The organism is Micromonospora cathayae (assembly GCF_028993575.1).
Taxonomy (GTDB): Bacteria; Actinomycetota; Actinomycetes; order Mycobacteriales; family Micromonosporaceae; genus Micromonospora; species Micromonospora cathayae.
The window spans coordinates 6,886,717-6,900,371 of the sequence record NZ_CP118615.1; the positions used below are offsets into that span (position 1 = coordinate 6,886,717).

General features: G+C 73.4%; 11 protein-coding genes. 3 read left to right on the forward strand and 8 right to left on the reverse strand.

What is annotated here, in order from left to right:
• The first annotated feature begins 65 nt into the window (after positions 1-65).
• A complete protein-coding gene (locus tag PVK37_RS30270; protein WP_275031250.1) occupies positions 66-998 on the forward strand; it encodes a hypothetical protein in 933 nt (310 codons plus the stop codon).
• A gap of 74 nt (positions 999-1,072) precedes the next feature.
• On the opposite strand, the gene PVK37_RS30275 is transcribed toward PVK37_RS30270, so the two are convergent.
• Entirely contained in the window at positions 1,073-3,610 is a 2,538-nt protein-coding gene (locus PVK37_RS30275) for an FtsX-like permease family protein (RefSeq protein WP_275031251.1), read from the reverse strand.
• A complete protein-coding gene (locus PVK37_RS30280) occupies positions 3,607-4,356 on the reverse strand; it encodes an ABC transporter ATP-binding protein (protein ID WP_275031252.1) in 750 nt (249 codons plus the stop codon). The genes PVK37_RS30275 and PVK37_RS30280 overlap by 4 nt, the downstream gene beginning before the upstream one ends.
• Before the next feature lie 142 nt (positions 4,357-4,498).
• Here PVK37_RS30280 and PVK37_RS30285 point away from each other — a divergent pair, with 142 nt between their 5' ends.
• The gene (locus tag PVK37_RS30285; RefSeq protein ID WP_275031253.1) at positions 4,499-5,725 is read left to right on the forward strand and encodes a sensor histidine kinase; all 1,227 of its coding nucleotides are present in this window, start codon (positions 4,499-4,501) and stop codon (positions 5,723-5,725) included.
• A gap of 64 nt (positions 5,726-5,789) precedes the next feature.
• Positions 5,790-6,431 (forward strand): response regulator, encoded by a 642-nt coding sequence (locus PVK37_RS30290; protein WP_275031254.1) that lies wholly within the window; start codon positions 5,790-5,792, stop codon positions 6,429-6,431.
• Positions 6,432-6,904: 473 nt separating this feature from the next.
• On the opposite strand, the gene PVK37_RS30295 is transcribed toward PVK37_RS30290, so the two are convergent.
• The 6 genes from PVK37_RS30295 to PVK37_RS30320 form a co-directional block, all read right to left on the reverse strand.
• Positions 6,905-7,636, reverse strand: a complete 732-nt coding sequence (locus PVK37_RS30295; protein WP_275031255.1) for a DUF7873 family protein — start codon at positions 7,634-7,636, stop codon at positions 6,905-6,907.
• Positions 7,637-7,976: 340 nt separating this feature from the next.
• On the reverse strand, positions 7,977-9,155 hold the full coding sequence (locus tag PVK37_RS30300; protein ID WP_275031256.1) for an acyl-CoA dehydrogenase family protein: 1,179 nt from the start codon (positions 9,153-9,155) through the stop codon (positions 7,977-7,979).
• Positions 9,152-10,105 (reverse strand): NAD(P)-dependent oxidoreductase, encoded by a 954-nt coding sequence (locus tag PVK37_RS30305; protein ID WP_275031257.1) that lies wholly within the window; start codon positions 10,103-10,105, stop codon positions 9,152-9,154. The genes PVK37_RS30300 and PVK37_RS30305 overlap by 4 nt, the downstream gene beginning before the upstream one ends.
• 5 nt (positions 10,106-10,110) lie before the next feature.
• Positions 10,111-11,553, reverse strand: a complete 1,443-nt coding sequence (locus PVK37_RS30310; RefSeq protein ID WP_275031258.1) for an aldehyde dehydrogenase family protein — start codon at positions 11,551-11,553, stop codon at positions 10,111-10,113.
• Positions 11,550-12,581 carry an ABC transporter ATP-binding protein gene (locus PVK37_RS30315; RefSeq protein WP_275031259.1) on the reverse strand — a complete coding sequence of 344 codons (1,032 nt, stop codon included), beginning with the start codon at positions 12,579-12,581 and terminating at the stop codon, positions 11,550-11,552. The genes PVK37_RS30310 and PVK37_RS30315 overlap by 4 nt, the downstream gene beginning before the upstream one ends.
• On the reverse strand, positions 12,578-13,624 hold the full coding sequence (locus tag PVK37_RS30320; RefSeq protein WP_275031260.1) for an ABC transporter ATP-binding protein: 1,047 nt from the start codon (positions 13,622-13,624) through the stop codon (positions 12,578-12,580). The genes PVK37_RS30315 and PVK37_RS30320 overlap by 4 nt, the downstream gene beginning before the upstream one ends.
• Between the last annotated feature and the right edge of the window lie 31 nt (positions 13,625-13,655).

The following is a 13,655-nucleotide window of genomic DNA, read 5'->3' on the forward strand; positions in this document are numbered from 1 at the left end:
GGGGCCGACCGGTACGTCGAGCCACGCAAAGGGCGGGAAACCGCCAGAAGACCACGGGGAGAAACATGCGCGTACGTCCACTGTCCACCATGGCCGGTGCCCTGCTGGGTATCGTCCTCGGGCTGACCACAGCCCTGCCCGCCGCGCAGGCCGCGCCGGACACCACCAGCGGATCGACCGCGACCGTCGGCCGGCTGGTGCTGGAACCGACCGTCGACCGGGGATACCGGGGAACCCTGCCGATCGAGGTCACCCACCAGGGCACCGAACCGGCACAGGTCCGTTTCGTCATCACCGAACCGATCCGCCACACCTACAAGAACCCGGCCACCGGGCTGAACTGCTACAGCTCCGAGCTGCTGCCCGACGGCCGGTCCCGGCTGGAGTGCGCGGTGCCGGGTGAGCCCTGGCAGCCGGGTGAGACCCGGTCCTTCGAGCTGGACTTCGAGGTCCTCACCGCACCGCAGGCCCAGGCGATGAAGGCGGCCGGCGGCCGCGTCGCGGTGAAGGTCGACGGCACGGTGATCACCGAGACCCGCTTCCGGACCCTGTTCCGGTCGACCACCGGGTCCCTGCGCGACCCGGTGCCGTACGTCCGGGACCTGGTGCCCGACGCCTCGATCACCGTCGGGGACGCCACCATGGTCCGTCAGCCCGACGGCAGCTGGCTCGGGCGGATGCCGGTCACGGTCCGGTACGCCAGCGACGCCGCGCACACCGGCAACTACCTGGTCGAGCAGAACCTCCCGGCGGGGGTGTGGCTGTCGCAGACCGACCCGTTCGACGGCTGCGCGCACTTCTGCGTGCCCGGCGGCGAGATGATGGAGGGCGAGGTGCGTACCTTCGACGCGCTGCTGGTGGCATCGGCGGAGACCACTCCGACGCCACCCACCCAGGCCACCCTCGCCGTGGAGACCTACTACTACAGTCTCGTCGCGGACGCCGTCCCGTCCGACAACAGCGACCCGTTCACCGTCACCTTCGCCGACGCGTCGTAACCGCGACCTCCGTTCAGATCGTGGTGGGAAACGACCCTTCCGGGGGCCGGTTCCCACCACGATCGTCGTCGGGGTCAGTCGCTGAGGGCGGTCACCGGGGACACCCGGGCGGCGCGGCGGGCCGGGAGGAGGCCGGCCAGGGCGGTCGCCACGGCCAGCGCCACCACCACCAGCGCGAGCTGCCCGGCCGGGAACTCGACCGGCACGTCGCCGCCGAGCGCGGCCACCATCAACCACGAGTACGGCACGGCCAGCAGCAGACCGGTGACCGCGCCGAGGACGCCGTACAGGCCCGCCTCGACGGTCAGCATGGCCCGCAGCCGGGCCCGGGACATCCCGACCGCGCGGAGCAGACCGGACTCCCGGATCCGTTCGACCACGGACAGCCCGGTGGTGGTGCCCACCCCGACCACCGCGACGACCACGGTCAGCCCGAGCATCGACAACACCACCCCGAAGATCGACTTCAGGTCACCGTCGACCTCGTCCCGGGCGTCGGCGAGCATCGCCACGGCCACGGCCGCGCCACCGAGGGCCCGTAGCGCCTTCACCGTCTCGGTGCGTGCCTGCTCGCCGTCGTCGGTGAGGTCGGCGACCAGCCCGGTGGGGGCCGCCGGCACGCCCAGCCGGTCCAGGTCGGCCGGGTCGAGGAGGATGCCGGCGTCGACCGGCGTGTTGTCCAGGGTGCCGACCACCCGCAGGGACACCGAACGGTCGTCCCGGGTCAGCGTGACGGTGTCCCCCGGCACCACCCCGGCCTCCCGCGCGTAGAACGACAGCAGCACCACCCGCCCCGGCCCCAGGTCGGTGAGCGAACCGGTGGTGGCGGCGAAGTCCGGCCAGGTGGACAGGGCCCGCAGGTTCAGGTCCACGGCGGCCAGCCCCTCGATGTCCGTGCCGGCGACCCGCACCTGCGGGCTGCTGCGGTACGGCAGCACCCCGGTCAGCGTCCGGTCGGCCCGGACCCGGTCCACGAAACCGGCGGGCAGCACCCCGTTCCCCGCCTCGGTGGCCGTGACGGCCAGGTCGGCGGGGGCCATCCCGGCCAGTTCCCGGGTGGTCAGCTCCCGGATCGAGGCGCTGCCCACCAGCGCGCCCGCGATCAGGGTGACGCCCAGGGCGACCACCACGCTGACCGCCGCCGCCCGACGGGGTGCCCCGCCGACCCCACCGACGGCGAGCCGGCCGACCGGGCCGAGCCGGCGCAGCGGCCAGCCCACCCCGGCCAGCAGCGGCCGGACCAGTACCGGCCCGAGGGCCACCAGGGCGACGAACGCCAGGGTGCCGGAGAGCACGATCAGCAGCAGTGGGCCCAGCGGGTCGTAGTTCTCCGGGGCCGGTCCGGGCAGTTGGCCGACCACCAGCAGGGCCACCAGCGCCGCGCCCACGGCGAACAGGAGGCCGGTGGCGGTCCGCAGCCGGTTCACCCCGCGCTGGCCGGCGGAGACACTGGCGGTCCGGAGTGCCTCCAGCGGGGCCACCCGGGCGGCGGTGACCGCCGGGGCGAGCACGGCCAGCACGGCGACCAGTGCGGTACCGAGCACCACGGCGACGGCCGCGCCGACCGGCGTGCCGGGCGCGGAGACGGCGTACCCGAAGCCGTCCAGCAGCGGTGGCAGCAGGTGTCCGGCACCGTACGCGGCCAGCACCCCGACCGTGCCGGCGAGCAGCCCGGTCACCGTGCCCTCGACGACCAGCGCCCGCAGCAGCGTCCCCCGGTCCGCACCGACCGCCCGGAGCAGGGCGAGCTGCCGCATCCGCTGGGCGAAGACGATCCGGAAGGTGGAGGTGGCGACCAGCGCGGCGGCCACCACGGCGGTCGCCACGAACATGCTGATCAGGGCGAAGAGGTCGCTGACCCGGTCGCTGACCGCCTCGGCCTCGGCGCGCCGGGTGTCCGCGCCGGTACCGAGCACCGGCGTGCCGCCCTCGTCCCCGGTGCCGGCGACGGCCTGTTCCAGGGCGGTCCAGGTGGCGGCCGGGTCGGCGTCGCCGGCCAGCCGGACGTCGATCTGGTTGAGGTGGTCGTGTCCGACGAGCCGGCTGAGGAAGGCGTCCCGGGTGTACCCGACCTCCCCGGCGTCGTCGGGCGCGGCCACCACCCCGCTGACCGTCAGCGTGAGCGGCTGCCCCGGCTCGGGTCCGCCCACCCGGACCGTGCCGCCGACCGGCAGGCCGAGCCGGTCCACGGTCCGCTCGCTGACCGCGATCTCGCCGGGCGCGTCCGGGTACTCGCCCCGGACCAGGCGGACGGTGGCGAGCGGGCCGCTGCCCGGGTCGGCGTACAGGCTGAAGCCGGTGCCCGGCTGGTCGACGATCCCGACGTACCCGTCGACCCGGCCGACGGCCTCGGCCACCCCCGGGACCCGGCGGACCGCGTCCAGCGCCCGGGTGGTGGCGCCCTCGTCGCCGGGGCCGACGACGACGTCCGCCGCCGCCGGGGTGCCGCTGAGCCCGGCCAGCATGGTCCGTTCGGCGATCTCCTCGGCCAGGACCGTCCCGTACGCGACGAACGCCGCGACGATCATGGCGAGTCCCATCAGCAGCAGCCGGGCCGGGCGGCGGGTGGCGTCGCCGAGCTGGGTCCGCAGCACGGTGGTGCGGCGGCTCACCGGGCACCGGCCAGCTCGTGCAGGGCGTGGCTGATCGTCGTGGCGTCCGGCCGGTCCAGGTCACCGGCGATCCGGCCGTCGGCGAGCAGCACCACCCGGTCGGCGTACCCGGCGGCGACCGGGTCGTGGGTCACCATCACCACGGTCTGCCCGAGGGTCCGCACGCAGTCGGTCAGGAAGCCGAGCACCTCGGCCCCGGCCCGGGAGTCCAGGTTGCCGGTGGGCTCGTCGGCGAACACCACCTCGGGGCGGGTGACCAGGGCACGGGCCAGCGCGACCCGCTGCTGCTGCCCGCCGGAGAGTTCACTGGGCCGGTGGGCCAGCCGGTCGGCGAGACCGAGCACCCGCACCAGGTGGTCGAAGAGTTCCCGGTCGACCGGCCGACCGGCCAGGTCCAGCGGCAGGGTGATGTTCTGCGCGGCGGTGAGCTGGGGCAGCAGGTTGAACGACTGGAACACGAAGCCGATCCGTTCCCGCCGGACCCGGGTGAGCACCTTGTCCGACTGCCGGGTCAGGTCGGTGCCGCCGAGCAGCACCTGACCCGAGGTGGCCGTGTCCAGGCCGGCCAGGCAGTGCATCAGGGTCGACTTGCCGGACCCGGACGGCCCCATGATCGCGGTGAACCGGGCCCGGCCGAAGCCCACCGACACACCGTCGAGGGCCCGTACCGCCGTCTCGCCCCTGCCGTACACCTTGACCACGTCGACGGCCGCGACGGCGGCCGGCTGGGCGGGGTGTTTCGTCATTCTTCCTCCAGTGCTGCGTTGACCGGCCCAGCGTCGCGGCACCGGCCCCGCCGGCACATCCGTCCCCGGGCGGGGAGCGGGGCGGGCCGGGTCTGCCTTTCGGCAGATCCGCGGCCGGTCGGGCGGGGATACCGTGGTGGCGATGACGGAGCGGGTGCACGCCTGGGGACGCCGGGCCGGTCAGGCGGTGGCGCTGGCCGGGATGGCGCTGCTCGGCATGGTCGACGTCCTGCAGAGCGGCATCTTCGTACTCAGCGGCGACGTCGGTCTGCTGGTCGCGCTCTGGCACGTGGCGCTGGCCGTCGCCACCGCGGCGGTGTGGCTGCCCGCCCACCGGCAGGGCTCGCGCCGGCTGGTGGTCGCCGCGTCCGTGGTGGTGGTCTGGTCGCTGGTCACCACCGCCGGCCGGTTCCTGATCGCCGAGCAGCCCGACCTCGTCAGCCGGTGGGAGCCGCGTGGCTCCCCGAGCTTCTGGGGGCTCGCCGAGTCGGTCGGCCTGCTCGGCATGATCTTCGTGCTGGCCCGCCGGGCCGCTCCGGTGCCCGCGCTGGTGCTGGTCGCCGCGACCGGCCTGGCCGTGGCGGTGCTACCGATGCGCGCCGGCACCCTCGGTGTGTACCAGGTCATCGGGATGTCGTACGCGCTGCTCGCGGCGGGCAGCGCCACCGCCGGCATGTACTTCCGGATGGCGGCCACCGCCCGGGACCGGCAGCTCGCCACGGTACGCGCGCAGCAGCGCGCCGAGTTCGCCCGTGACCTGCACGACTTCATCGCCCACCATGTCACCGGCATCGTGGTCCAGGCCCAGGGCGCCCGGTACGTGGCCGAGCGGGACCCGGCGCGGGCGGCGGTCGCCCTGGAGCAGATCGAACGGGCCGGCGCGGAGACCATGACGGCGATGCGCCGGATGGTGGGCGTGCTGCGCGGGCAGGACGGCGCACCGGACGCGCCGCTGGCACCGCTGGTGGGGCTGGCGGACCTGCCGGAGCTGGTCGGGAACTTCTCCGCCGCCGGTCCGGTCGAGGCAGTCCTGCACACCGAGGGACGCCTCGACGACCTGCCCGTCGAGGTGACCTCGTCGGCGTACCGGGTGGTGATGGAGGCGCTGACCAACGTCCGCCAGCACGCCACCGGCGCGACCCGGGTGGGGGTGTGGGTGACCCGTACCCCGGACTGGCTGTTGGTCCGGGTGACCGACGACGGACGCGGTCAGCACGGCGGGCGGTCCCGGCAGCGGCCGGGTTTCGGCCTGGTCGGGCTGACCGAGCGGGTCGGGGCGCTCGGCGGCCGGCTGACCGCCGGCCCGGGGGTCGACGGCGGCTGGGTGCTGGACATGGCGCTGCCGGTGGACGAGCGGGCCACCCGGTGAGCCGGGTGCTGATGGACGGGCAACGGCCGATGATCCGGGTGCTGCGGGACGGGGGTGACGGCCGGTGATCCGGGTGCTGGTGGCCGACGACCAGGCCATGGTGCGGACCGGCTTCGGCATGATCATCGACGCGCAGCCGGACATGACGCTGGTCGGTGAGGCCGCCGACGGCGTCGAGGCGGTCGAGCTGGCCCGCCGGTTACGCCCCGACGTCGCGCTGCTGGACATCCGGATGCCCCGGATGGACGGGCTGGAGGCGCTGCGGCTGCTCGCCGGCCCGGGGGTCGCCGACCCGGTCCGGGTGGTCGTGGTCACCACCTTCGACCTGGACGAGTACGTGCACCGGGCGCTGCGGGGCGGCGCGTGCGGGTTCCTGCTGAAGGACTCCGGCCCGGCGCTGCTGGTGGAGGCGCTGCGGGCGGCCGTCGCCGGGGACGCCCTGATCAGCCCGTCGATCACGGTACGGCTGCTGCGGCACCTGAACCCGTCGGCGACGCCCCGCCCGGTCGAGACCGGCCTGTCTCCCCGGGAGCTGGAGGTGGTGCGGCTGGTGGCGCGGGGCGCGACGAACGCCGAGATCGCCGCCCGGCTGTTCATCACCGTCGGCACCGTCAAGACGCACCTGGCCAGCGTCCAGTCCAAACTGGACGCCCGTAACCGGGTGGAGATCGCCGCCTGGGCCTGGGAACGCCGCCTGGTCGGCTGACCCGGGGCGGGAAAGCGGGCTGTGGGGCGAAAAGCGGCTGATGAACCGGGAAAGCGGCGGGCCACGGGCGGGAGAAGCGGAACCCCCGGCCTACCCAAGCCGGGGGTTCCAGGTGTCCGCCCATCTACGCACGCCGGTGGCGTTTAAAGCCGTGGCTCAGTCTGATCGTTCGTCGCGCTCTACCATTGGGCCACCGCGCCACGAAGAGGCGCGGGCAGGATTCGAACCTGCACTTCGACGAGCCCATTCCACGGCTGGTCGATCCGGCGATCGGCGGGAATGCTGAGGCTGGAGCGAGAGTCTGAGCTTGAGGGACGGCCGCCTCTACCAGTTGGGCCACCCCAGCGCGGGTGCTGGGGGCGGGGATCGAACCCGCAACCGACACACGTCCCGGTTCAGTCTGACGTTCAGTCTCAGTTTCGTGCTGCGCTTGCGCGCATCCCTCCGCGCTCCGACGGAGGGAGTCTCGAACGCTACCCGAACAGGTAGCCGAACACCCGCTCGCCGGCCTTCACGTCCTCCACCTCGGCCATGTTGGCCTGCTCGCGGGCGAACTTCACCGCCTGCTGGAGCTTCGCCACCCGCTCCCGCAGCTCCTTGACCCGGGTGGCGGGCAGCGCACCGGAGAGCTTCACCGTCGTCCAGTAACCGACCGCGACGTCCTCGGTGTAGACCTCCACCTGGGCGGGGTGCTTCTCGGTGGCCTCGGCCTTGACGTGGTTGCGCATCACCTTCTTGCTGCGCACCGTCCGGACCGGGTCCGAGGCGTACGCCCCGGCGGCGTCGTTGAACGTCCAGGTCTCGGCCGGGTCGAGGACGGGCAGCTTGTCGACGAAGGTGTGCAGGTCGACAAGCTGCTTCTCGAGGAACAGCAGGTAGGTGACCGGGACGTCGGCGAGAATGGTCCGCCCGTCCACCACCACGTCGGCCTTCGCCCGGGTGTTCGCCACGTCCTGGGTGAGCACCAGGTCGAACATCCGGGTCAGCGACGCCGACACGTCGGTGAGCACGTCGGTGGCCGACACCTGGACCCGGGTGGACTCCGGCGGAAGCTGCTCGCCCTCCTCGTCCTTGGGCTGGTAACTGCGGGAGATGCCGGACAGCAGCGGCGCCTTCTGCACGTTGCGGTGCGCGTCGGTGAACTCGCGCGTGGTCTGGGCCTTGACGCCCTTGGTGACCGCGATGATCTGGTTGAGCTTCGCCATGCCGATCTTCCCTTCAGCCGCCGGGAACGCTATCAAGCAAGGTCCACATCCGACGATCGACTTTCGTCCGTCGCGGCGACGACGCGATATGCGGCAACTGGGCCACACCGCGCGGCATGAACGGCCGAGATGCCGCAACCGGAGTCGATCATCGGCCCCGACATCGGTCGGAGGAAGACGTGGGCCGGGGCGGGGCACCCGGCCGGCCGGCGGGCGGCGTGGCCGGATCGGAGGTCGCCGGCCCGACCAGAGGGCGGCGTGGCTGGACCGGCGGTGGACGTGGGCCGGGGCGGGGGCGACCGGACCGGTCGGAGGGCGGCGGGGCAGTAGCCGGGGGCGGTCAGCGGAAGGCGGCGTGGCCGGTCAGCACCTGGCCGATGATCAACTGGTGCACCTCGGACGTGCCCTCGTAGGTGAGCACCGACTCCAGGTTCGCGGCGTGCCGCAGCACCGGGTAGTCGAGGGTGATGCCGGCCGCGCCGAGGATGCTCCGGCACTCGCGGGCGATGGCGATGGCCTCCCGGACGCTGTTCAGCTTGCCCAGGCTGATCTGCCGGTGGTCGAGGGTGCCGGCGTCCTTGAGCCGGCCGATCTGCAACGCCAGCAGCATCCCCTTGCCCAGTTCCAGGCCCATGTCGGCGAGCTTGAGCTGGGTGGCCTGGTACGCGGCGAGCGGCTTGTCGAAGATCTGCCGGCTGCGGGCGTACCCGACGGTGGTCTGCAGGCAGTCGTGGGCCGCGCCGAGCGCCCCGAAGACGATGCCGAAGCGGGCCTCGTTCAGGCAGGACAGCGGCCCGGACAGCCCGGCCGCCTCGGGCAGCATCGCGTCGGCGGGCAGCCGGACGTCGTCCAGGACGAGTTCCGAGGTGACCGAGGCGCGCAACGAGAGCTTGCGGGTGATCTCCGGGGCGGTGAAGCCGGGGGTGCCGGCGGGCACCAGGAAGCCCCGTACGCCCTCGTCGGTGCGGGCCCACACCACGGCCACGTCGGCGACCGACCCGTTGGTGATCCACATCTTGGTGCCGGTGAGCACCCAGTCACCGCCGTCGCGGCGGGCCCGGGTACGCATGCCGGACGGGTCGGAGCCGAAGTCGGGTTCGGTCAGCCCGAAACAGCCGATCGCCTCACCGGCCGCCATCCGGGGCAGCCAGCGCTGCTTCTGCTCTTCCGAGCCGAACCGCCAGATCGCGTACATGGCCAGTGAGCCCTGCACCGACACCAGCGAGCGCAGCCCGGAGTCGCCGGCCTCCAGCTCGAAGCAGGCCAGCCCGTACGCGACGGCGGAGGTGCCGGCGCAGCCGTACCCGTCCAGGTGCATGCCGAGCACGCCGAGCTGGCCGAGTTCGCGGGCCAGGTCCCGGACCGGCAGGTGGCCCTCTTCGTACCAGATGGCGACGTGCGGGCGGATCCGCCGGTCGACGAAGGCGCGGACGGCGGCCTGGAGGTCCCGGGTGTCGTCGTCGACGAGGGTGTCGACGCCGACGTACTCGAGTGCGGTGGCGGGGACGGGCAGGGTCACGGTGCGGTTCCTTCCGGGGCGGGCAGGTGCGCGAGCACGCCGCGCGCGACGGCGACGGCCATCGCGTCCAACGCGTCGTGGGTCATCGCCGCCAGGTGCGGGGTGGCGAAGACCCGGGGGTGGTGCAGCAGCGGTTCGCCGGGGTCGGGGGGTTCGGGCGCGTAGACGTCCACCGCGTAGCCGCGCAGCCGGCCGGTGTCGAGCGCGGCGAGCACGGCGGTGCGGTCCACCACGCCGGCCCGCGCGGTGTTGACCAGCAGGGCGTCGGGTCGCATCCGGGCCAGCGCGGCGGCGTCGACGAGTCCGGTGGTCTGCGGGGTCTGCGGCACGTGCAGGCTCACCACGTCGGCGGTACGCAGCAGCTCGTCCAGCCCGACCAGGCGTACCCCGGCGGGTGGCGTGGTGACCGCGACGTCGTACCCGACGACGGTCATGCCGAGGCCCTGCGCGCGCGCCGCGACGCCCCGGCCGATCGCGCCGAGGCCGACCAGGCCGAGGGTGCGGCCGGCGAGCATGGTGCCGGTCAGTCCGGCGGCGACCACCGCCGACGGCAGTGACCGGCCGGCCGGGAAGTCGCCCCGGGCCAGCGCGGCGACCGCCGCCGGGGTCTGCCGGGCGAGGGTGAGGGCGGCCAGGATGACGAACTCGGCCACCGATTCGGCGTTGGCGCCCGGGGTGCCGACCACGGTGATGCCCAGCCGCTCGGCGGCGGCCAGGTCGATGCCGTCCAGTCCGGCGCCGTGCCGGCCGACCACCCGCAGCCGGGGCGCGGCCTCCAGCATGGCGGCGGTGACCGGCGAGGAGCGCACCACCAGGGCGTCGGCGGTGGCGAGCGGCCCGGCCAGGGTGGCCGGGTCGGTGGCGTGGGCGATGTGCACGTCACCGCCGGCGCGCAGCAGCGCCAGCCCGGCCGCCGCGATGGGTTCGGTGAGCAGGATCGTGGGGGGCATCGCGGTCACCAGCCGGTGTAGCAGGTCACGGGTACGGAGTAGAAGTCCCGGGCGTAGCCGCCCTGCTCGCGGGGGCCGTGGTTGGAGGCCCCGGTACCGCCGAAGGGCAGGTGCAGTTCGGTGCCGGCGGTGGGCAGGTTGACGTTGACGATGCCGGCCCGTGCGTCGCGCTTGAACCGTTCGGCCGCCGCCAGGGAGGTGGTGACGATGCCGGCGGAGAGCCCGTACTCGGTGTCGTTGGCGACGTGGAGGGCCTCGTCGAGGTCGTCGACCCGGATCACGCAGGACACCGGGCCGAAGATCTCCTCCCGGGCCAGCCGCATGTCGTTGCGTGCGCCGACGAAGAGGGTGGGTCGCATGAACTGCCCGTCGTCGGGGCGGTGGCCGCCGCCGGAGACCACGGTCGCGCCCTCGTCCCGGCCGATCCGGACGTAGTCGAGGTTCTGGGTGAGCTGGTCGGGGCTGACCACCGGGCCCAGGTCGCTGGCCGGGTCGAGCGGGTCGCCGACGGTCAGCGCGTCGGCGGCGGTGGCGAGGGCCTCGACGAACCGGTCGTGGATGCCGGCCTGCACGATCAGCCGGCTGGACGCGGTGCAGCGTTGGCCGGTGCTGAAGAAGCTGCCGTCCAGGGCGCAGCGTACCGCCGTCGCCAGGTCGGCGTCGTCCAGCACGACGAGCGGGTTCTTGCCGCCCATCTCCAGTTGGAACCGCTTGTTGCCGTACGTGATGCAGCGCTGGGCGACGTGGGTGCCGGTGCTGGTGCCGCCGGTGAACGAGATGCCGTCGAGTCCGGTGGAGGTGAGCAGTTCCTCGCCGACCACCCGGCCCGACCCCATCACCAGGTTGAACACGCCGGGTGGCAGGCCGGCGTCGGTGACGATCCGGGCGAGTTCGCCGGCCGAGGCGGTGACCAGCTCGGCGGGCTTGAGCACCACCGTGTTGCCGTACGCGAGCGCGGGGGCGACCTTCCACGCCGGGATCGCGAGGGGGTAGTTCCACGGGGTGATGACGCCGACCACGCCGAGCGGCCGACGCCGGACCTCGGCGTGCACGTTGGGCCGGGTGGAGGCGTACACCTCGCCGTGCGGTTGCAGGAGCTGGTGGGCGTAGTACCGGAAGGTCTGGCCGGCCCGGGTGACCTCGCCGCGCGCCTCGGCGAGCAGCTTGCCCTCCTCCCGGGCGAGCAACTGCGCGAGTTCCTCGGTACGGGCCAGGATGGTGCCGCCGATCCGGTCCAGGATCTCCATCCGGTGTCCGACGGGTCGGCGGGCCCAGTCGGGCTGGGCGCGGCGGGCCGCCTCGACGGCCGCGCGGGCGGTGTCCGCGCCGGCCTGCGCGTACTCGCTGACGACCTCGCCGGGGCGGGCCGGGTTGTGGTTGGGGCGGCGGTCGCCGTCGACCCATTCGCCGTCGACCAGGTTGCGGTGGTACGGCACCGGCGCGGTCACCGGCCACCGGCCACGGCGGCGACGGGTTCGGTACGCGGGTCGGTGTCCTCCGGGAAGTGGCAGGCCACCTGGTGGCCGGTGCCGGTGGTGGTGAGCGTCGGTTCCCGGGTGGCGCACACCTCCTGGGCCTTCCAGCAGCGGGTCCGGAACCGGCAGCCGCTGGGCGGGCTGAGCGGGCTGGGCACGTCCCCGGTGAGGATGACCCGTTTGCGCTGGGTCTCGACCAGCGGGTCGGGGATCGGCACCGCCGACAGCAGGGCCTTGGTGTACGGGTGCTGCGGCCGGCGGTACATGTCCTCGCACTCGCCGACCTCGACGACCGCGCCGAGGTACATCACGGCGATGCGGTCACAGAGGTGCCGGACCACGGCCAGGTCGTGCGCGATGAACATCATGGTCAGGCCGAGTTCCTCCTGGAGCTGTTCCAGCAGGTTGACGATCTGCGCCTGGACGGAGACGTCCAGCGCGGAGACCGGCTCGTCGGCGACGACGAACTCCGGGTTGCTGACCAGGGCCCGCGCGATGCCGACCCGCTGCCGTTGGCCGCCGGAGAACTCGTGCGGGTAGCGGTCGTGCCAGCTGGCGCTGAGCCCGACCAGGTTCATGGTCTCGACGGCTTTGGCGCGGCGGCCGGCGGCGTTCAGGTCGGAGTGCACCAGCAGTGGTTCCTCGATGAGTTCGCCGATGCTCATGCGCGGGTTCAGCGAGGCGTACGGGTCCTGGAAGATCATCTGCATCCGGCGGCGCATGGCCCGCATCCGGCCCCGGTTGAGGGTGGTCAGTTCGGTGCCGTCGAAGGTGACCGTGCCCCGGCTGGGCTTGAGGAGTTGGAGGATGGCGCGTCCGGTGGTGGACTTGCCGCAGCCGGACTCCCCCACCACGCCGATGATCTCGCCCCGCCGGATGTCCAGGTCGACGCCGGAGACCGCGCGCAGGCGGGCCGGCAGCAGCGAGCCGCGTACCGGCACCTTGAAGTCGACGGCCAGGTCGCGTACCCGCAGCAGGGTCGCATCCGGGGTCTCGGTCATCGGGTCTCCTCCGTCGACAGTTCGGCGTACCGGTCCTGGTTGGACAGCCAGCCGCCCTGGCTGACCGGGCGCATGCCCCAGCACCGGGTCAGTTGGCCCCGGTCGGGGCTCTCCCGGGTGCCAATGAGGTCGGGGGCGTGGTCGTGGCAGGTGTCGCGGGCGAACACGCAGCGGGGCGCGAACCGGCAGCCGGCCGGGATCTCCGACAGCTCGGGTGGGCGGCCGGCGATGGGGCGCAGTTTGCCGCCCTTGACGAGGTCCAGCCGGGGCACCGAGCCGAGCAGCCCCCAGGTGTAGGGCATCTGGGGGCGGTGGAACAGGTCGACGGTCTCGGCGCGTTCGACGATCTGCCCGGCGTACATGACGTTGACCCGTTCGGCCATGCCGGCGACGACGCCGAGGTCGTGGGTGATGAACAGGACGGCGGTGCGGGTCTCCAGGGCGAGATCACGCAGGAGTTCCAGGATCTGCGCCTGGATGGTGACGTCGAGCGCGGTGGTGATCTCGTCGGCGAGGATCAGCCGGGGCTCGCAGGAGAGCGCCATCGCGATCATCACGCGTTGCCGCATGCCGCCGGAGAGCTGGTGCGGGTAGGAGCTGAGCCGGGTGGCGGCGGCCGGGATGCGGACCATCTCCAGCAGTTCGACGGCGCGGGCGCGGGCGGCCCGGCGGTTGAGCCCCAGATGCAGCCGGAGCGACTCGGTGAGCTGCCGGCCCACGGTGAGCACCGGGTTCAGCGAGGTCATCGGGTCCTGGAAGATCATCGAGATGCCCTTGCCCCGGACGGCGCGCAGCTCGCGCGGGCGCAGCCGGAGCAGGTCCCGGCCCTCGAAGATCACCTGCCCCCCGGTGACCTGACCGGCCGGCGGGACGATCAGGCCCATGATGGACTGCGCGGTGGCGGACTTGCCGCAGCCGGACTCGCCCACCAACGCGACCATCTCGCCCGCGTCCACGGTGAACGAGACACCGTCCACAGCGGTCACCGAGCCGCGCGCCGCGCGGAACTCGGTGCGCAGATCCCGCACCTCCAGCAAAGCCATCGATCCCCCTGACGCTAGACTGCCGATCGCC

Excerpts from the sequence above, each read along its gene's own strand:
- PVK37_RS30320 (WP_275031260.1), bottom strand. The coding sequence starts at position 13,624 with ATGGCTTTGCTGGAGGTGCGGGATCTGCGCACCGAGTTCCGCGCGGCG.
- PVK37_RS30285 (WP_275031253.1), top strand. The coding sequence starts at position 4,499 with ATGACGGAGCGGGTGCACGCCTGGGGACGCCGGGCCGGTCAGGCGGTG.
- PVK37_RS30315 (WP_275031259.1), bottom strand. The coding sequence starts at position 12,581 with ATGACCGAGACCCCGGATGCGACCCTGCTGCGGGTACGCGACCTGGCC.
- PVK37_RS30295 (WP_275031255.1), bottom strand. The coding sequence starts at position 7,636 with ATGGCGAAGCTCAACCAGATCATCGCGGTCACCAAGGGCGTCAAGGCC.
- PVK37_RS30280 (WP_275031252.1), bottom strand. The coding sequence starts at position 4,356 with ATGACGAAACACCCCGCCCAGCCGGCCGCCGTCGCGGCCGTCGACGTG.
- PVK37_RS30270 (WP_275031250.1), top strand. The coding sequence starts at position 66 with ATGCGCGTACGTCCACTGTCCACCATGGCCGGTGCCCTGCTGGGTATC.
- PVK37_RS30305 (WP_275031257.1), bottom strand. The coding sequence starts at position 10,105 with ATGCCCCCCACGATCCTGCTCACCGAACCCATCGCGGCGGCCGGGCTG.